The organism is Streptomyces sp. NPDC059009 (assembly GCF_042740175.1).
Classification (GTDB): Bacteria; Actinomycetota; Actinomycetes; order Streptomycetales; family Streptomycetaceae; genus Streptomyces.
The window spans coordinates 44,700-62,734 of sequence record NZ_JBHYJB010000032.1; the positions used below are offsets into that span (position 1 = coordinate 44,700).

The following is an 18,035-nucleotide window of genomic DNA, read 5'->3' on the forward strand; positions in this document are numbered from 1 at the left end:
GGTCAGAAGTCCACCCGCGTCCGGTCGTCCGACCTCGCCACCGAGTCCTGCGCGTACATCCGCCGGTACTCCTTGCGGATCGTCTCGATCTGAGGATCCCTCTTGGCGGCCTCGGCCGTCGGGTACATCAGGATCAGCTCGTACGAACGCTCGCGCTCGATCTTTCCGTTGGAGTCCCGCCACTGGCCGCGGCCGTTCTGCACGGTCAGCCCGTCGGGGAAGCTCGGCGTGACCTCCTCGTTGACGAACGACATGAACTGCTTGTCCGTCACCGCGGGGCCGCCGTCGGGGCGTTCCGTGCCGAAGAAGAGGCGGGTCTCGACGTAGGGCGCGCCCCGCTTCGCCGTCGCCGAACCCGAGTCGGAGTCCAGCGCGGCGTATGCCGTCGGGGTTCCGATCGCCAGGACCGCGGTCGTGGCGAGGGCGGCGATGCGGGGGCCGGTGAGCGTGAGGGTGAGGGCCATGGGGCGGTTCCCTTTCCTGGTGGTGACGCGCGTACTGACACGCCGGTGCGGTGCGAGCGCACACGCTAGAGGAGGCCGGGCACCCCGCATCCGTGATCGCCGGAGCACGACCGGATTCCTCCCCCCTGGTGGTAAGCCGTCGTCTTCCCACGCGTCACCCGACTCCCGTACGTTGCACGGGACTTGAACCATCCCGTGAGGCGGAGGAGACGCACGGTGCGCATGACCACACGTACACGTACGGGAGCGGTTCTCGTCGCCCTCGCGGCGGCGGGCGCCACGCTCTTGCCCGGACCGGCGGAGGCCACCGCAGCCACCGCAACCCGCACCCGTGCCGCCGACGACGCCTACTCCGCCACCACCGCCGTCGGCATGCACAACGCCTACGAGAAGGCCAAGTACCCCTACCTCGCCGACGCCCTCGACTCCGGCGCCGGGATGCTCGAACTCGACGTGTGGACCAATGTGTTCGGCGGCGGCTGGCGCGTCTCGCACAGCAACCCGATCGGGAACGACAACAACTGCGAGAACGCCGCCGGTCCCGGCGAGCTGCGCACCAAGCCCCGCGACCAGCGGCTCGACGGATGCCTCGCGGACCTGCGGGCCTGGCACGACGCCCACCCCGGGCACCGGCCGATCCTGGTCAAGGTCGAGATGAAGGACGGGTTCCAGGCCAGGAACGGGCGCGGGCCCGCCGAGCTGGACGCGCTGCTGCGGAGCAAGCTCGGGGACGCCCTGTACCGGCCCGCCGACCTCACCGCGGGGCGGCACGCCACCCTCGACGAGGCCGTGCGCGCGGACGGCTGGCCCTCGCGCAGCGCGCTCGCCGGGAAGTTCGTCTTCGACCTCATCCCGGGCACCGTCGAGCAGGGCAACCCCGCCGACAAGCTGTGGACCGACCGTGAGTACGCCACGCATCTGCGTGACCTCGCGAGCGCGGGGCGGATCGGGGACGCCGCCGCGTTCCCCGCGGTGCTCGGCGCGGCGGCGGGGGATCCCCGTACGCGGTACGAGGACGCCTCGATCAGGCCCTGGTTCGTCGTCTTCGACGGGGACGCCGCCACGTACGCGAACGGCACCATCGACACCCGCTGGTACCTCGACCGGCGCTACCTCCTCGTGATGACCGACGCCCAGAACGTGCCCCCGGCCATCGACGGGGTCCACCCGACCGAGGCCCAGGCGCGCGAGCGCGTCGCGCTGCTCGCGCGCGCCAACGCCAGCGTCGTGTCGGCCGACTGGTATCCGCTGCCCGGCGTGCTCGGCTCCGTCCTGCCGCGCGGCTGAGGAAGCAGCCCGCGGTTGAGGAAGCAGTCCGTGGTTGAGGAAGCAGTCCGCGGCCGAGCCGGGTCGAGCCGGGGCCGAGCCGCGTCCGGTGCGGGCTCAGACCGGGGGCCGGACCCTGATCCACACGGGCGCGTGGTCCGACGCGGGCGCGTCCCGCCGCTCCTGCGGCTCGTCGGTCACCGACGGCAGCTCGGGGGCGACCGGCGCGTCCGGGGCGCCCGTGCCCGCCTCCGTCACCTGCCCCAACAGCCGCTTGCTGACCAGGACATGGTCGATCAGCTCACGGCGCCCGGAGTGCACCCGGGAGAAGCGGCGGCCCGGCGGGATCAGCTCGGCCACGTTCCAGAGGCGGAACAGGTCGCCCTTGTCCGGGTGCTCGAAGCCGGGGGTGCCGAGCTCCGAGCCGGGCGGGCCGAGCAGGATCTGCGTGGTCGCGGCGGCCGCCTCGTCGTTGAGGTCGCCGAGGACCACGCAGGAGTGCTCGCGGCCGTCGCCGTGCAGCATCCGGTCGGCGAGGCCGCGCACCGCCGTCGCCTCGGCGGCCCTGCGGAACAGCGCGTACGCGCCGAACCTGGCCCGCTCGCCCTCGTCGTGCGGCTGGAACCGGCCGCCCGGATAGGACAGCAGCTTCGACTTGAGGTGGCAGACGGTCGCGTCCAGGGCGATGGCCCGCGTCAGCAGGCTCACCGAGAGCGCGCCCCGGCTGAGCCGCGCCACGTCCGTCGTGGAGTCGTCCGTCTGGACCGGGCGCAGGGGAGCGGGGAAGGCGGGCTCGTCGGCGAGGACGGCGAGCGGGGTGCGGCTGAGGAAGCCGACGCGGATGCCCCGGGCGTCCGGGTGCTGGGAGAGCGTGGCGTGCCAGGTGCCGTCGAGGAGGCCCAGGAGGTCGTCGAGGGCCGCCGGTTCGCCGACCTCCTGCACCCCCAGGAGCACCGGGTCGAGGGCGCGCAGCATCGCTGCGAGCGAGGTCAGCTTCCGCTCGTACGTGACCTTGTCCTTGGGCCCGAACGCGCCGCCGGGCCGGTAGAGGTTCTCCAGGTTCCAGGTGCCGATGAGCATGTCGGGTCCCCTGTCCGGTAGTTGACCGCCGCACCGCCAGAGTGCTCGCGAACGCGCCCGCCGCCCAGCCGGGCGGCGCGGATGCGTAGCCCCAGTACCGTGAGCGCATGACGCCGCATCCCGCACCCGGCCCCGCCGACCTCGTCATCACGGGCTGCACGGCCCTCGTGCACGACGCCGAGGAGCGCGTCGGCTTCGTCGAGGACGCCACCGTCGTCGTACGGGACGGGGTGATCGAATCGGTGACAGCCGGGGGCGACGCGCCGCCCGCCCCCGGGAACCGGGATGCCCCGGACACCCCGGACACCCGGGACACCCCACACGCCCCGGACACCCCGGACGCCGTAGAGCACCTCGACGGCCGCGGCCTGGTCGCCCTCCCCGGACTCGTCAACTGCCATACGCACAGCCCGATGGTGGCCCTGCGCGGACTCGCCGAGGACGTGCCGATCGACACCTGGTTCAACGAGCTGATCTGGCCCGTCGAGTCGAACCTCACCGAGCGCGACGTGACGCTCGGCGCGCGGCTCGCCTGCGCCGAGCTGATCCGGGGCGGCGTCACCTGCTTCGCCGACCACTACTTCGCGATGGACGCCGTCGCCGACGTGGTGGCCGAGAGCGGGATGCGGGCGCTGCTCGGGCAGGCGTTCTTCTCCTCGCAGGGGCCCGAGGGGCGCGCCGCCTCGCTGGACTTCGCGCTGCGCAGGCGTGGGGACGCCGGCGGGCGCGTCACGACGTGTCTGGCGCCGCACGCCCCGTACACCGTGGACGACGCCGACCTCGCCGCGACCGCCCGACTCGCCCGCGAACACGGCCTGCCGGTCCATCTGCACGCCGCCGAGGACCGCGCCCAGACCGAGCAGAGCCTGGCCCGGCACGGCCTCACCCCCATCGAGGTCCTCGCCCGCGCGGGACTGCTCGACGGCGACGGCGACGGCGACGGTAACGGCGAAAGCGGCACCGGCACCGGCACCGGCACCGGGACCAGCACCGACACCGGCATCGACCTGCTCATCGCCCACGGCACCGGCATCCTGGAGCGCGACCTGCCCGTGCTCACCCGCGCCGCCGGACGCGTCGCCGTGGCCTCGGCGCCCCGCACCTATCTGCGCTTCGGCTGGGACCCGACCCCGGTGCGCGCCCTCGCCCGGATCGGCGTCCCCGTCGGGCTCGCCACGGACGGCGCGGCCTCCAACAACTCCCTCGACGTCTGGGAGTCCATGGCCCTCACCGCGCTCACCCAGAAGCACGCCGAACGCGACCCCACCTGGCTGACGTCCCGTCAAGCCCTGCACCACGCAACGCTGCAGAGCGCCCGCGCCGTCGGCCTCGGCGGGCACATCGGCTCCCTCGCGGCCGGGCGCCGCGCCGACATCATCCTCGTCGACCTCACCGGACCGCACACCCGTCCCGTGCACGACCTCGCCGCGACCCTCGTGCACAGCGCCCGCTCCGCCGACGTGCGCACCACGATCGTCGACGGTCGGATCCTGATGCGGGACGGGGAGCTGCTGACCGTCGATGTGCCGGAGACCGCAAGGGAGTTGGAGGAGCGGCTGCCCGCCCTCGTGGAGCGGGGGCACGGGCGGCGGATCCAGCAGTACGAGAGCTGAGGCGGCGGCCGGAGGTGCTGAGGGCGCGGGCCGGGGTGCCGAGGGCGCGACCTAGGGTGGGGAACATGACCACCTCGCACCACGCCCCCGAAGACCCCGCCGACGGCCTCCTCCACGACCTGTACGGCACCACGGCCCGGCTGCGCGACACGGCTCCCGTCATGCGCGTCACCGGGACGGACGGACGGCTCGCCTGGCTGGTCACCCGGTACGAGGACGTGCGCGAGGGGCTCGCGAACCCGCTGCTCTCGCTCGACAAGAGGCATGCGCTGCCCGGGAGTTACCAGGGTCTCGCGCTGCCGCCCGCCCTCGACGCGAACCTCCTCAACATGGACCCGCCGGACCACACCCGCATCCGGTCCCTGGTCGCCCGCGCCTTCACCCGGCGCCGCGTCGAGCAGCTGCGCGCCCCCGTGCGGCGCACCGCCGACGCCCTGCTCGACGCGATGGCACCCCTCGGCCGCGCCGACCTGATCGCCGCGTACGCCGCCCCGCTGCCCATCGTCGTCATCTGCGACCTCCTCGGCGTGCCCGAGGGGGACCGGCGCGACTTCCGGGAGTGGTGGGACGCGGTGATCGCCCCCGACCCGGCGCAGCCGGACGCCGGGGCCCGCGCGAAGGAGGCGGTCGGCGCCATCCTCGGCTTCTTCACGCGGCTGCTCGCCGACAAGCGCGCCCACCCCGGCGACGACCTGCTCTCCGACCTGATCGCCGCGCGCGACGAGGGCGGCGACCGGCTCACCGAGGACGAGCTGATGTCGCTCGCGTTCCTCATCCTCTTCGCCGGTTACGAGAACACGGTCCAGCTCATCGGCAACGCGGTCCTCGCCCTGCTCAGCCACCCCGAACAGCTCGCCGTCCTGCGCGCGGACCCGTCCCGACTCCCCGCCGCGGTCGAGGAGTTGCAGCGCTACGACGGTCCCGTGCCGCTCGCCATCCGACGCTTCCCCGTCGAGGACGTGCGCATCGCCGGGGTCACCGTGCCCGCCGGTGAGACCGTCCTGCTCTCGATCGCCGGGGCCAACCGCGACCCGCACCGCTTCGCGGACCCCGACCGGCTCGACCTCGGCCGGGACGCGAGCGGTCACCTCACCCTCGGGCACGGCGTCCACCACTGCCTCGGCGCACCGCTGGCCCGCCTGGAGACACAGATCGCCCTCGGCGCGCTCCTCGAACGCTTCCCGGACCTCGCCCTCGACGCGAAGCCGGACGAGCTGGCCTGGCGGCCCTCGATGCGGGCGCGCGGGCTGACCGCCCTCCCCGTGGTCTTCTGAAGAGTTCGTGGTCTGCCGTCTGCCGTCTGCCGTCCTCGGCCTTCGGGAAAGTTCTTGGAATTCCTCCGCCGCGAGCGATGAGTTCGGGCAAGCCCGCCGGTCCACCCCTTCGAAGGAGTACGTCCCCGAAGGGTTCAGGAGACACACCATGGGACTTCCCCGCATCGTCTCGCGCGCGGAGTGGCAGGTCGCACGGGACGAGCTGCTCGCCAAGGAGAAGGCCGCCACCCGTGCCCGCGACGCGCTCAACGCCGAGCGGCGCGGGCTGCCGATGGTCGAGGTCGGCAAGGAGTACTACTTCGACGGATCCGACGGCAAGGCCACGCTGCTCGACCTCTTCGACGGCCGGGACCAACTCGTCGTCTACCACTTCATGTTCGCCCCCGAGTGGGACGCGGGCTGCACCAGCTGCTCCGGCTTCCTCGACCAGATCGGGCACCTCGCGCACCTGCGGGCCCGGGGCACGAACTTCGTGGCCGTCTCCCGCGCCCCGTACACCAAGCTCCTGCACTTCAAGTCCCGTATGGGCTGGACGGTGCCGTGGTTCTCGACCGACGGCGGCGACTTCAACTACGACTTCGGCGCCTCGTACCGCGAGGAGCCCCACGACGTTCCCGCGATCAGCTGCTTCCTGCGGGACGGCGACCGCGTCTTCCACACGTACGCGACGTTCGCCCGCGGCCTGGACGGACTCGGCTCCACCACCAGCCTGCTCGACCTCACGGCGCTCGGGCGGCAGGAGGAGTGGGAGATGCCGACGGGCCGCGCCTCGGGCCTCGGCGCCCCGGCGGGCAGCCCACGGGTGCGATACCACGACGAGTACGAGGACTGACTCAACTCCGTGTCGGTTTGGTCACGTTGAGAGCTCTCGTGACGGCTCGGTGCGTTCTCATCGGTAGAACGGTTCTCGTACGAGAGAACCGAGCGACACGGGGGACAGGGACAACGTGATGATGAACGAGCGAGTGGTGGTGCAGCGGTTTCCTGCGGGCGGGCCGCGCGGTTCGTGGCCCGCGGAGGAGTGCGCGCACGAGCTGCGCTGCGCCGGGCGGGACGCCGAAGTGGTGATGGACCTGGCTACGGACGCCTTCCTGGTGATCGTGCGGGAGCCCGAGGAGGCCGTGGCGGCGTAGCACCCGCGGCGGGCACCTCGGCGGGCACCTGCGCCGGCCTCGTGAACTGCTCCGCCTGGAGCCCGTACAGCTCCGCGTACACCCCGCCGGTGGCGAGCAGCTCGTCCGGGGTGCCGGACTCCACCACGCGGCCCCCTTCGAGGACGTGCACGAGGTCCGCGTGGCGCACGGACGCGAGGCGGTGCGTGATGAGGATGACGGTCTGCCCGGTGCCCGCCAACGCCCTTATCTTCTCGAAGACTTCGAGCTCGGCGCGGGCGTCCAGGGCGGCCGTCGGCTCGTCCACGACGAGGATGCTGCCGCGCCGGTAGGCGGCCCGTGCGATGCCGAGGCGCTGCCACTGGCCGCCCGACAGCTCGTGGCCGCCGGTGAAGGCGCGGGCGAGCAGCGTGTCCAGGCCGCGCGGCAGGTCCGCGACGACGTCGCCCGCGCCCGCCTCGGCCACGGCGGCGCCCAGGCGGTCCTCCGTGCGCTCCGCGTCGGAGCGGCCGATCGCGATGTTCACGCGCGCCGTGAACGGCCACCGCTTGAAGTCCTGCGCCACCATCGCGATGCGCTCGGCGAGCCGGCGGCGGTCCGCGTCCGCCGCGTCCACGCCGTCCCACAGGATCCGGCCGTGCTGCGGGGCGTAGAGCCCGGCGAGCAGCTTCACCAGCGTCGTCTTGCCCGAGCCGTTCTCCCCGACGAGCGCGATGATCTTCCCGGTGGGCAGGGTCAGCGACACGTCGCTGAGCGCGTCCCTGCGGCTCTTGCTGCCCGGGTAGCGGAACGTGACGTGCTCGAACGTGATCTCCCGTGGTTCCGCGGGCAGTTCGGTGCCGCCCTCCGGGATGGCGCGGCGCGCAGCCTCCACGTACAGCCGGTCCAGATCGCCGACGAACAGGGCGTCCTCGTGCAGGGAGTTGATCTCCAGGACGAGGGTGTCGAGGTTCGCGGAGCCGCTGCGGATCGCGAGGACGGCGGTGCCCGCCACGGACAGGGCCATCGCCCCGGCGAGCAGCAGCAGCCCGAGCGTGGCGTAGGTCGCGGCCGTCGCGAGTCCCGTCCAGGCCGCCGCGATCAGGCCGGTGCGGGCCGCGAGCCGGGCGAGCCGGGCCTGCTCCGTCTCCGCCGCCTCCGACATCGAGCGGAAGTGCCGCAGCAGGAACGGACCCACGCCGTGCACCCGGATCTCCGGCGCCGCGGCCGCCTCCGTGAGCAGGCCGCTGATCAGGCGGCCCGCGCGGGCGTGCTGGATCCACGCGTGGAAGGAGCGGTAGCGGCGCCGGGCGATGGTCAGGGCGCTCCACGCGCTCGGCAGCGTCATCGTCACCAGGAGCGGTAACAGGACCGGGTGCAGGACGGTGAGCACACTGGCCGCCGCGATCAGCGAGATCGCCGCGTTCACCACGCGCGTCGCGATGGCGATCATGCGGCGGGCCGAGGCCGCCCCGTACTGCGCGGTGTCCAGGAGCTTGTGGAACGCCTCGTCCTCGATGGCGGCGAGCTCCACGGCCGCGGCGCGCTCCAAGTACTGCTCGGTGGCGACCCGTTCGACCTTCGGCTCCAGACGGCCCGTCGCATACGTCGACGCGGCGCGCAGCAGCGCCGAGACGAGCAGCACCGAGGCCATCGTGATGAGGGCGGGCGCCGCGCCGCGCAGCCGGTCGGCGATCGGCACGTTCGTCATCAGGCGGGCCAGGACGCTGTTGACCGCGAGCAGGCTCACCGCCTGGGCGAGCCCGCGGGCCACCTCGGCGCCGAGGACGATGCGGGCGGCCTGCCGGTCGGCCCGCCAGGCGAGCCGGAAGCTGGCGCCGAGCAGGGCGGGCAGCCGGCGCAGCATCGAGCGCAGACCCAGCTGCAGGAACGCCTCCTCGTGCTGCGCCCAGCCGGTGTCGTAGCGCAGCGGTCCGCCGAAGAGCAGCTGTTCGGACTCCGAAGTCCCGGGTGGGGGTGGTGTGTTGATGGTGCTCCCTTGCTGGTCGGTGGGTGTTTCGTGGGCTTCGTCCATCAAACCTCCGCTCGCCGGAGTGGACGGCCACTATCGCGGTGGCCGCCGGGCGGGGGCAGGGCGCGCGCCCACTCCGCCACGGCGTACCCGGAGCACGCCCGGGGCGCTCGCGGTGACATGAGCCGTGCAACCCCGGGCAACCCTTGCCCGGCCTCCCGCCCGCATGGCACACCATGGACGCAACTCCCTACCCGCACCGGCAAAGGAGTTATCCCGTGACCGACGTACTTCGGACAACCGAGGCCGCCCGATTACCGCGTCCTGACGCAGCCGCGCTGCTGTCCGCGTACCGCACGATGCGCACCGTCCGCACCTTCGAGGAGCGGCTGCACGAGGCGTTCGCCGCCGGGGAGATCCCCGGGTTCGTGCACCTGTACGCAGGCCAGGAGGCGTCCGCCGCCGGGGTGTGCGCGCACCTCGACGACGCGCGGGACGTCCTCGCCTCCACCCACCGCGGGCACGGCCACTGCATCGCCAAGGGCGTCGACGTGAAGGCGATGATGGCCGAGATCTACGGCCGGGCCTCTGGGGTCTGCCACGGCAAGGGCGGCTCCATGCACATCGCCGACCTCGGCCGGGGCATGCTCGGGGCCAATGGCATCGTCGGCGGCGGACCCCCGCTGATCTGCGGCGCCGCGCTCGCCGCGAAGGTGCGGGGGGACGGCGGCGTGGGCGTCGCCTTCTTCGGCGACGGCGGCAGCAACCAGGGCACCACCCTCGAATCCCTCAACCTCGCCTCGGTGTGGCACCTGCCCGCCGTCTTCGTGGCCGAGAACAACGGCTATGCGGAGACCACGGCGGCCGGCTGGTCGGTGGGCGGAGGCTCCATCGCGGCGCGCGCGGCGGCCTTCGGGATCGCCGGGGAGTCCGTCGACGGCTCCGACTTCTTCGCCGTGTACGAGGCGGCGGGCCAGGCCGTGGCGCGGGCCAGGTCGGGCGGCGGACCCACCCTCATAGAGGTCCGACTCGAGCGCTACTACGGGCACTTCGAGGGCGACGCGCAGACCTACCGCGCCCCGGACGAGGTGGCGCGCGCCCGGTCCGGGCGGGACTGTCTGACCCGCTTTCGGCAGCAGGTCACGGGCGCCCGGGAACTCACCCTGGAACAGCTCGACTCGATCGACGCCGAGGCCGCCCGCCTCGTCGACGACGCCGTCAGCGAGGCCATGGCGGCACCCCCGCCGACGGCCGCCGACCTGGAGACCGACGTCTATGTCTCGTACCGGTAGGGGGATGCGATGACCGAGGCGACAGGGACGACACCACGCGCCCTGACCTACCGGGAGGCCCTGAACGAGGCCCTCGCCCAGGAGATGGAGCGCGACCCCACGGTCCTCGTCATCGGCGAGGACAACGCGGGCGGGGCGGGCGCACCCGGCGCGAGCGACGCCTGGGGCGGCATCCTCGGCGTCACCAAGGGGCTCCAACCACGCTTCCCCGGACGGGTGTTGGACACGCCCATCTCGGAGTCCGCCTTCATCGGCGCGGCGGTGGGGGCGGCCACGCGCGGACTGCGGCCCGTCGTGGAGCTGATGTTCATGGACTTCCTCGGGGTCTGCCTCGACCAGATCGTCAACCAGGCGGCGAAGTTCCGCTACATGTTCGGCGGCCTGGCCGTCACGCCGGTGGTGGTGCGCACCATGTACGGGGCGGGCCTGCGCGCCGCCGCCCAGCACTCCCAGTCGCTGCACGCCGTGTTCACCGCGGTGCCGGGCCTGAAGGTGGCGCTGCCCTCGTCCCCGTACGACGCGAAGGGCCTGCTCTCCCAGGCGATCAGGGACGACGACCCGGTGATCTTCTGCGAGCACAAGGCGCTCTACGACACGGTCGGTGAGGTCCCCGAGGAGAGCTACACCATCGGCTTCGGGCAGGCGCGGGTGGTGCGTGCGGGCGACGACGCGACGGTGGTCGCGCTCGGCGGGATGGTCCCGGTCGCGCTCGCGGCGGCGGAGCGGCTCGCGGAGTCGGCGGGGGTGGAGTGCGAGGTGCTCGACCCGCGCACCACGAGCCCGCTCGACGAGACGGCGATCCTGCGGTCCGTGGCGCGCACGGGGCGGTTGGTGGTCGTCGACGAGGCCGGTCCGCGCTGCGGCATGGCGGCGGACATCGCGGCCCTCGTCGCCCGCGAGGCGTTCGACTCCCTGCGCGCGCCCGTCGGCACGGTGACGGCACCGCACACGCCGGTGCCCTTCAGCCCGGTCCTGGAGGACCTCTACCTGCCCGACGCGGAACGGGTCGCGGCCGCAGTTGTGGCCGCCATGGGCTGGAAGGCGGGCCGCAATGGGTAGAAGCTAGATGCGGGGCGGCGCCTGCGGGAGGGCGTCGCCCCCGACCATGAGGTCAACGGGGCCGGTGTGACGGGGAGTTGGTCTCCGTTACACGAGAGGCGCGCTGCCCGGGACGCCGTGCCGGACGAGAGAGCGCGCTCACGCCCGCACCGGCTGCGACCACCCCGGCGTCGTCCCCATCGCCCGGCACAGCGCCACGTACAGGGGGAGCGGCGGGGTGTAGGGCACCGGCTCGTCCGGCTGGTGCAGGAGTACGGGGGCGGTGCGCGGGTCGGGAAGGACGGCGCCCGCGGCGTAGTGCACGCCGGGCGGCCACTCCAGAGCCACGTCCGAGTCGGCGGGGACGATCCACCACCAGTGGGTGCCGTCCACGTACACGCAGCCCACCCGGGGCAGGCGGGCCATCAACTCCGGCCCGTACGCCTTGGGCACCGCCACCGCGTCACAGCCCAGCGGCTGCTCCATGCCCGCCGGGACGGCGAGCCGCTCCGGAGCGGCGGCGCCGCGACCGCGCTCCCGCGCGACCCGCACCAGCGTGTCCAGCTCCAACGGTCGCACCTTCACCGCGCTCACAAGTCCCCCGCCCCGCATAGTCGTCGCGCTCACGGGTCGGTCACCCGCGTCGTCCCGGTCGTTCTCGCCCGGCGGCCGTCGTTCACACTCCTGATGCGCCGACTCCGCCGTGCAGAGGCAACTCCGCCCACACCGTGAGTCCGGGAGCGGACTCCCGTACCCCCCACGCGCTGCTCACCGCCTCGACGAGTAGCAATCCCCTCCCGTGCTCCTCGTCGGGTCCCCGCCGGGCGGGCCGCGGAACTCCTCGACCGCGGCCTTCGTCGCGCACTGCTATCCGCAGCTTCCCCGGCTCCGTACAGAGCTCGCAGATGATGCGTCGACTCGCCGTGTGCACGATCGCGTTGGTGACCAGTTCGGATACGACGAGGGCCGCTGCCTCACAAGCGTCCTCGTCCGTGGACCACCCGCCAAGCCGGTCCCGCGTCAACTGTCTGGCCATGGACGCGGAGCCCGGCCGAGGATCGAGCGCGAAGCTGACGCACAGCTCGCCGCCGCCCTCGGCCCATGCGTCGGCGGCCATGCCGGGACGGGCTTCGATGGCTTCGGTTCCTAACGGCGCGGGCGGAGTCACGCTCTCCACTATCGCCCCGGCGTGAACACCTTGGCAAGGGTCACTCTGAAATGTGCACAGTGGCGTGTTCCTCGGCCGATGGCCATGGCACACTTCTGCCAACGCCTCACACTGCGGCGCGAGTAGAGAGTTGGGTGGAGGTAGGACGACGTGAGCGAACCGCGCTCCGCGCCGACTGTCGGCCAGGTCGTCCTAGGCCGGCAGCTGCAGGACCTGCGCGAGCGAGCGGGCCTCAAGCGTGAGGAGGCAGCGCGCATCCTGCGGGTCGCCCCGGCCACCGTCCGCCGCATGGAGACCGCCGAGGTCGCGCTCAAAATCCCGTACCTCCAGGCTCTGTTGAAGGCGTACGGGATCCCCGAGGACGAGGCCGACTCCTTCGTGCAGCTCGCCGAGGAGGCCAACAAGCCCGGCTGGTGGCAGCGGTTCCACGACATCCTGCCGAGCTGGTTCAGCATGTACGTCAGCCTGGAGGGCGCGGCCGGACTCATCAGGTCGTACGAGCCGCACTTCGCGCCCGGCCTGCTGCAGACCGAGGACTACGCGCGCGGTGTGATGCGCTCCGGCGCCATCGGCCAGACCAGGCCCGACGACATCGAGCGCTATGTGGCGCTGCGCATGGAGCGCCAGTCGCTGCTCACCCGCGAGGACGCCCCGCGCCTGTGGGTCGTGATGGACGAAACGGTGCTGCGCAGGCCCGTCGGCGGCCCCGAGGTGATGCGCGGACAGATCGACCGCCTCCTGGAGGCAACCGAACTGCCGCACGTCACCCTGCAGGTGGTGCCGTTCGCCAGCGGCCCGCACCCCGGCACGTTCGGCCCCTTCGTGCTCTTCCGCTTCGCCATGCCGGAGCTCCCGGACATGGTCTACAGCGAGTACCTGACGGGTGCCGTCTACCTCGACGCGCGCACGGAGGTGGCCACACATCTCGAGGTCATGGACCGCATGGCGGCCCAGGCCGCGACGGCACAACGCACAAAGGAGATCCTCCGGGATGTCCGCAAGGAGCTGTGAATGGACCGACACCGCGCCGGCGCACGCCCCGGTGCCCGGCCGCCGGGCAGCCCCCGGCCGCCCGAACCCAGGCCCGGCGGGCCCCGCATCTACAACGGCATGCCCGCTCGTGAACTGGGCTCCGAGGGCTGGCACAAGCCCTGGAGCGGCGGCAACGGAGGCAACTGTCTGGAGGCCATGAAGCTGGCCGACGGCCGGATCGCGGTGCGCCAGTCCTCCGACCCGGACGGTCCCGCGCTCATCTACACCCACGGCGAGATCGACGCGTTCATACAGGGGGCGAAAGCAGGCGATGCCGACTTCCTTCTCTCCTGAGGGCTCCTCCGAGGGCGCTCCCGGGAGCTCCTCGCACGCGAACTCCCCGTATGTGGACACCAGCAGGCCGCATCCCGCGCGGATGTACGACTGGTTCCTCGGCGGCAAGGACAACTACCCCGTCGACGAGGAGATGGGCCGCCAGCTCGCCGCGATGGACCCGCGGGTCACGGTCACGGCGCGCGCCAACCGCGCGTTCATGCACCGCGCCACGCGCTGGCTCACCAAGAACGGCGTGCGCCAGTTCCTCGACATCGGCACCGGCATCCCCACCGAGCCCAACCTCCACCAGGTGGCGCAGACGATCGCCCCGGACGCGCGCGTCGTCTACTGCGACAACGACCCGATCGTCCTCGCCCACGCGGAGGCCCTGCTCCGCTCCACGCCCGAAGGGGCCACGGAGTACATCCAGGGCGACGTCCGCGAACCGGCCGCGATCCTCCAAGTGGCCCGCAAGACACTGGACTTCAGCCGGCCTGTCGCCCTCTCCCTGGTCGCGCTGCTGCACTTCATCGCGGACGAGGACGGCGCGTACGAACTCGTGGAGCGGCTCATGGGGGAGCTCCCGCCCGGGAGTCACCTGCTCCTCTCCCACGGGACGGGCGACTTCACCCCCGAGACGGCACGGCAGGCGGCCGAGCTGTACCGGGCCCGCGGCCTGACCCTGGCGCTGCGCTCGCACGCGGAGGTGGAGCGGTTCTTCGCCCCGTACGAGCTGGTGGACCCGGGCGTCGCGGTGCTCGACACCTGGCACCCCGAACTGGGTGAGATCGAGCCCGACTCGGGGCTCGGGCCGACGCCGGGGTACGGAGGGCTGGCCCGCAAGGGGTGAACCCTCCGGGGGCCGCGAGAAGGGGCGCCCTCACGCCACCAGCGGCCGGTCGAACGCGCCGATGGGGCAGGGCAACGAGGTGGAGCCGCTCAGGTACCGGTCCACGCAGGCCGCGGCGGCCCGCCCCTCCGCGATCGCCCACACCACCAGCGACTGCCCCCGCCCCGCGTCCCCGGCCACGAACACCCCGGGCGTCCCGGTGGCGAAGTCGGCGTCCCGCTCCACGCACCCCCGCGCGTCCACCGCGAGCCCCAACTGCCCGACCACGCCGTCCCGTTCGTGCCCCGGACCGTCGAAGCCGAGGGCGAGCAGCACCAGGTCGGCGCGGAGCGTGCGCGCCGTGCCGGGTCGGGGGCGGCGCTCCTCGTCCACCGTGACCAGTTCGAGGGCGCGCACCCGCCCGGCCTTGTCCCCGGTGAACCGCACCGTCGCCGCGGCGAAGAGCCGCGCGTCGAGCCCGGCCGCTTCCGCCCCTGACCCGAGGTCCCCGGCCCCCGAGCTGAATTCCGCGGCCTCCGAACCGAGTTCCCCGGCTTCCTCGTGCGCCGCCGACACCCGGTGGACATGCGGATACGTGGGCCAGGGCTGCCCCTCGTCGCGCTCGTCCCCGGGCCGTGGCCTGATGTCGAGCTGGGTCACGGACGCCGCGCCCTCCCGCACCGCCGTGCCCACGCAGTCCGCGCCCGTGTCCCCGCCGCCCACCACGATGACGTGGCGCCCCGCCGCCGACAGCGGCGACGACTCCAGGTCGCCCTCGCACACCCGGTTGGCGAGCGGCAGATACTCCATCGCCTGTCGTACGCCCGCCAACTCCCGCCCCGGCACCGGCAGTTCCCTGGCCTCCCGGGCGCCGACCGCGACGACCACCGCGTCATGGCGGGCCCGCAGCTCCCCGGCCCCGACGTCCCGTCCGACCTCCGTACCCGTACGGAACCGCGTGCCCTCCGCCCGCATCTGCGCGAGCCGCCGCTCCAGGTGGTGCTTCTCCATCTTGAACGCGGGGATCCCGTACCGCAGGAGCCCGCCCGCCCTGTCGTCCCGCTCGTACACGACGACCGTGTGCCCGGCCCGGGTCAGCTGCTGGGCGGCGGCGAGCCCGGCGGGGCCCGAGCCGATGACCGCGACGGTCTTGTCGGACTGCCGGTCGGGGGCCTGCGGCGGGGCCAGGCCGTCCGCCCAGACGCGGTCGGCGATGGCCGCCTCCACGTTCTTGATGGTGACGGCGGGCTGGTTGATCGCGAGCACGCACCCGGCCTCGCACGGCGCGGGACAGAGCCGGCCGGTGAACTCGGGGAAGTTGTTCGTGGCGTGCAGCCGCTCCGCCGCGGCCCGCCAGTCGGCCCGCGAGACCAGGTCGTTCCACTCCGGGATCAGATTGCCCAGCGGGCACGCCTCGTGGCAGAAGGGGACGCCGCAGTCCATGCAGCGGTCCGCCTGCCGCTCGACGAGGGGCAGCAGTCCGCCGGGCACATACACCTCGTCCCAGTCGCGGACCCGCTCGGCGACGGGGCGGCGCGGCCACTCCTGTCGTGCGGTGGTGAGGAAGCCCTTGGGGTCGGCCATGGCCGTCTCCCTCGGCAGTCTCCGTGCCGCGCGCACCCCGAGGATGCGCGGCTTTCCGCCACCATACGTCGGGCCGTGGGACCCGGCACGCGCTCAGCCGGGCCCGGCACGCGCTCAGGCCAGGGCCAGCAGGAACGACACCGAGGCGGCGGCCGACGCGCCCGCGCGGATGTGGTTCCACCGCGTCCACTCGCCGACGTACGACCGCCAGTACTCGGCGCTCGCCGGGTCCTCGGGGTCGAGCCTGGACAGGGCGTCGTTGCGCGGGATGTTGGCCGCGACCGTCACCCCGAACGAGCCGACGAGATACAGCGCGCTGCCGAGGAGCAGCTCCACCGTGCCCTCGTCCGGCCAGAGCACGAACGTGACCACGGCGAGGACGGCGCACAGCCCGGTCGCGCCCATGAACACCGCCATGAAGGGAGGCGTGACCGCCGCGACGTTGATCGACTGCATCGCGGCGATGCCCCGGGCCGGCGGCAGCGCGGCGAGCCCTTTCATCACGAAGGTCGAGAAGCCGACGAAGACACCGGCGGCCAGACCGCAGAAGAGCGCGCCCAGGACGGCGAGCACGAAATAAGGTCCATCGATCATGCCAACCAACCCCCTGAGTAGCCACGGCCCTTGAGCAGGCGGACCGCGAGTGATCCTGCATCGCGCGGTGTGCCACCCACAAGTCAATTGCCACGGCGCGTTCCGCGCCAGCGTCCCGGCAGCAGGCTCATGCGTGATCGTCCAGTACCCGTCGCGCCGCACCGCGCGGGCGCCCGGCATCATGGGCCCGTGCGACTCGAACCGATCACCTGGGAGCGGCTCGCGGACCAGCTCGCCGACCGGCTGCTCGCCCTGAAGCCGGACGACGGGGGCGAGTGGCCGCGCGTCGCCTTCGACGGCGCCCCGGCCGCCCGCCCCGGCGAGCTGGCCCGGCGCGTGGCCGAGGCGCTGCGGCTGCGCGGCCGCTCCGTCCTCGTCGTCGCCGCCGGGGACTTCCTGCGCCCCGCCTCGCTGCGCCTGGAGCACGGGCGCGAGGACGTGGAGTCGTACTACAGCGGCTGGTTCGACACCGGAGCCCTGTGGCGGGAGGTCTTCGGGCCCCTCGACCCGGGCGGCAGCGGGCGGGTGCTGCCCGACCTGTGGGACCCGGACGCCGACCGCGCCACGCGCAGCCCGTACGTCGAACTCCCGCCCGGCGGGCTGCTGTTGCTGCACGGTCCGCTCCTCCTCGGCCACTGGTTCCCCTTCGATCTGACGGTGCACCTGCGGCTCACGCCGGGCGCCCTGCGACGGCACACGGACCCGGGGGAGCAGTGGACGCTCCCCGCCTTCGAGCGTTACGAGGCGGAGGCCGCCCCCATGGCCACGGCCGATGTCGTCGTGCGCGCCGACGACCCCCGCCGCCCGGCCTGGAGCGGCTGACGACACGGCTGACGACGCAGCTGACCGCACGGCTGACGACAGGCTGACCGCATGGCCGCGCGGCGCTGCTCGCTCTCTGTGACTGCGCATGCGGACCGCCGGGCGCGCGGTGAGAATGAGGGGCGCCGGGACAGCGGCCCGCTCTGCGCCGCGCCGGGACAGCGGCGACCCCGTGCCGCGCCGGTCGTCCGGCCCGGGAGGTACGTCATGACCACAGCCGGAGACATCATGCACCGCGGTGCACAGTGGATCCCCGCCCACGAGACCCTGGACCGGGCCGCCCAGCTGATGGCCCGGCTCGATGTCGGCGCGCTCCCCATCAGCGACGAGAACGAGCGGCTCTGCGGCATCCTCACCGACCGTGACATCGTCGTCGGCTGCGTCGCCAAGGGGCACGACCCCGCCAAGGTCACCGCGGGCGACATGGCCAAGGGCACGCCCCGCTGGATCGAGGCGGACGCCGACATCGACAACGTCCTGCACGAGATGCAGGACCACCAGATCCGCCGCCTGCCGGTGATCGAGAACAAGCGGCTCGTCGGCATGATCAGCGAGGCCGACCTGGCCACGCACCTCTCCGAGGAGCAGCTCGCGACGTGGTGCGAGAGCGTCTACGCGAAGGGCTGACCGGTCGCGAGGC

The 18,035-nt window shown here is 73.1% G+C and carries 19 protein-coding genes; 12 read left to right on the forward strand and 7 right to left on the reverse strand.

What is annotated here, in order from left to right; translation table 11 throughout:
- Window positions 1–2: 2 nt before the first annotated feature.
- Window positions 3–464, reverse strand: coding sequence for a DUF3574 domain-containing protein (locus tag ACFWYM_RS28995; protein ID WP_384843559.1), 462 nt, complete (start codon window positions 462–464; stop codon window positions 3–5).
- Window positions 465–686: 222 nt separating this feature from the next.
- On the opposite strand from ACFWYM_RS28995, the gene ACFWYM_RS29000 reads away from it, so the two are divergent.
- A complete protein-coding gene (locus ACFWYM_RS29000; RefSeq protein ID WP_384843562.1) occupies window positions 687–1,751 on the forward strand; it encodes a phosphatidylinositol-specific phospholipase C domain-containing protein in 1,065 nt (354 codons plus the stop codon).
- A gap of 96 nt (window positions 1,752–1,847) precedes the next feature.
- Here ACFWYM_RS29000 and ACFWYM_RS29005 read toward each other — a convergent pair whose 3' ends face one another.
- Window positions 1,848–2,810 carry an endonuclease/exonuclease/phosphatase family protein gene (locus tag ACFWYM_RS29005; RefSeq protein WP_384843565.1) on the reverse strand — a complete coding sequence of 321 codons (963 nt, stop codon included), beginning with the start codon at window positions 2,808–2,810 and terminating at the stop codon, window positions 1,848–1,850.
- A gap of 107 nt (window positions 2,811–2,917) precedes the next feature.
- On the opposite strand from ACFWYM_RS29005, the gene ACFWYM_RS29010 reads away from it, so the two are divergent.
- The 4 genes from ACFWYM_RS29010 to ACFWYM_RS29025 all read left to right on the forward strand — a co-directional run bounded on the left by ACFWYM_RS29010 (window position 2,918) and on the right by ACFWYM_RS29025 (window position 6,830).
- Window positions 2,918–4,423, forward strand: a complete 1,506-nt coding sequence (locus tag ACFWYM_RS29010; RefSeq protein ID WP_384843567.1) for an amidohydrolase — start codon at window positions 2,918–2,920, stop codon at window positions 4,421–4,423.
- A gap of 65 nt (window positions 4,424–4,488) precedes the next feature.
- The gene (locus ACFWYM_RS29015) at window positions 4,489–5,697 is read left to right on the forward strand and encodes a cytochrome P450 (protein WP_384843570.1); all 1,209 of its coding nucleotides are present in this window, start codon (window positions 4,489–4,491) and stop codon (window positions 5,695–5,697) included.
- Window positions 5,698–5,845: 148 nt separating this feature from the next.
- Window positions 5,846–6,529, forward strand: coding sequence for a DUF899 domain-containing protein (locus ACFWYM_RS29020; RefSeq protein WP_384843573.1), 684 nt, complete (start codon window positions 5,846–5,848; stop codon window positions 6,527–6,529).
- 118 nt (window positions 6,530–6,647) lie between these two features.
- Window positions 6,648–6,830 carry a hypothetical protein gene (locus ACFWYM_RS29025; RefSeq protein WP_384843576.1) on the forward strand — a complete coding sequence of 61 codons (183 nt, stop codon included), beginning with the start codon at window positions 6,648–6,650 and terminating at the stop codon, window positions 6,828–6,830.
- Here the strand turns inward: ACFWYM_RS29025 and ACFWYM_RS29030 are convergent.
- Entirely contained in the window at window positions 6,775–8,823 is a 2,049-nt protein-coding gene (locus ACFWYM_RS29030) for an ABC transporter ATP-binding protein (protein WP_384843579.1), read from the reverse strand. The genes ACFWYM_RS29025 and ACFWYM_RS29030 overlap by 56 nt on opposite strands.
- Window positions 8,824–9,038: 215 nt before the next feature.
- On the opposite strand from ACFWYM_RS29030, the gene ACFWYM_RS29035 reads away from it, so the two are divergent.
- The gene (locus tag ACFWYM_RS29035; protein WP_384843582.1) at window positions 9,039–10,052 is read left to right on the forward strand and encodes a thiamine pyrophosphate-dependent dehydrogenase E1 component subunit alpha; all 1,014 of its coding nucleotides are present in this window, start codon (window positions 9,039–9,041) and stop codon (window positions 10,050–10,052) included.
- A 9-nt stretch (window positions 10,053–10,061) separates the two neighbouring features.
- The gene (locus ACFWYM_RS29040) at window positions 10,062–11,111 is read left to right on the forward strand and encodes an alpha-ketoacid dehydrogenase subunit beta (RefSeq protein ID WP_384843585.1); all 1,050 of its coding nucleotides are present in this window, start codon (window positions 10,062–10,064) and stop codon (window positions 11,109–11,111) included.
- A 138-nt stretch (window positions 11,112–11,249) separates the two neighbouring features.
- On the opposite strand, the gene ACFWYM_RS29045 is transcribed toward ACFWYM_RS29040, so the two are convergent.
- On the reverse strand, window positions 11,250–11,702 hold the full coding sequence (locus tag ACFWYM_RS29045) for a hypothetical protein (RefSeq protein ID WP_384843785.1): 453 nt from the start codon (window positions 11,700–11,702) through the stop codon (window positions 11,250–11,252).
- Window positions 11,703–11,766: 64 nt separating this feature from the next.
- A complete protein-coding gene (locus ACFWYM_RS29050; RefSeq protein ID WP_384843588.1) occupies window positions 11,767–12,207 on the reverse strand; it encodes an ATP-binding protein in 441 nt (146 codons plus the stop codon).
- A 201-nt stretch (window positions 12,208–12,408) separates the two neighbouring features.
- Between ACFWYM_RS29050 and ACFWYM_RS29055 the strand changes: the two genes are divergently transcribed.
- From ACFWYM_RS29055 to ACFWYM_RS29065, 3 genes are all read left to right on the forward strand, one after another.
- Window positions 12,409–13,269, forward strand: a complete 861-nt coding sequence (locus tag ACFWYM_RS29055) for a helix-turn-helix domain-containing protein (RefSeq protein ID WP_384843590.1) — start codon at window positions 12,409–12,411, stop codon at window positions 13,267–13,269.
- Between the two features lie 99 nt (window positions 13,270–13,368).
- A complete protein-coding gene (locus tag ACFWYM_RS29060) occupies window positions 13,369–13,584 on the forward strand; it encodes a DUF397 domain-containing protein (RefSeq protein WP_384843788.1) in 216 nt (71 codons plus the stop codon).
- Complete coding sequence (locus tag ACFWYM_RS29065; protein WP_384843593.1) at window positions 13,562–14,416, forward strand: SAM-dependent methyltransferase; 855 nt, start codon at window positions 13,562–13,564, stop codon at window positions 14,414–14,416. Before ACFWYM_RS29060 ends, ACFWYM_RS29065 begins: the two co-directional genes overlap by 23 nt.
- 30 nt (window positions 14,417–14,446) lie before the next feature.
- Here ACFWYM_RS29065 and ACFWYM_RS29070 read toward each other — a convergent pair whose 3' ends face one another.
- Window positions 14,447–15,979, reverse strand: a complete 1,533-nt coding sequence (locus ACFWYM_RS29070; RefSeq protein WP_384843596.1) for a glutamate synthase subunit beta — start codon at window positions 15,977–15,979, stop codon at window positions 14,447–14,449.
- A 114-nt stretch (window positions 15,980–16,093) separates the two neighbouring features.
- Window positions 16,094–16,573 (reverse strand): DUF1772 domain-containing protein, encoded by a 480-nt coding sequence (locus ACFWYM_RS29075; RefSeq protein ID WP_384843599.1) that lies wholly within the window; start codon window positions 16,571–16,573, stop codon window positions 16,094–16,096.
- Between the two features lie 129 nt (window positions 16,574–16,702).
- Here ACFWYM_RS29075 and ACFWYM_RS29080 point away from each other — a divergent pair, with 129 nt between their 5' ends.
- Entirely contained in the window at window positions 16,703–17,395 is a 693-nt protein-coding gene (locus ACFWYM_RS29080; protein WP_384843602.1) for a uridine kinase, read from the forward strand.
- A 207-nt stretch (window positions 17,396–17,602) separates the two neighbouring features.
- On the forward strand, window positions 17,603–18,022 hold the full coding sequence (locus tag ACFWYM_RS29085) for a CBS domain-containing protein (RefSeq protein ID WP_384843605.1): 420 nt from the start codon (window positions 17,603–17,605) through the stop codon (window positions 18,020–18,022).
- Window positions 18,023–18,035 lie beyond the last annotated feature (13 nt).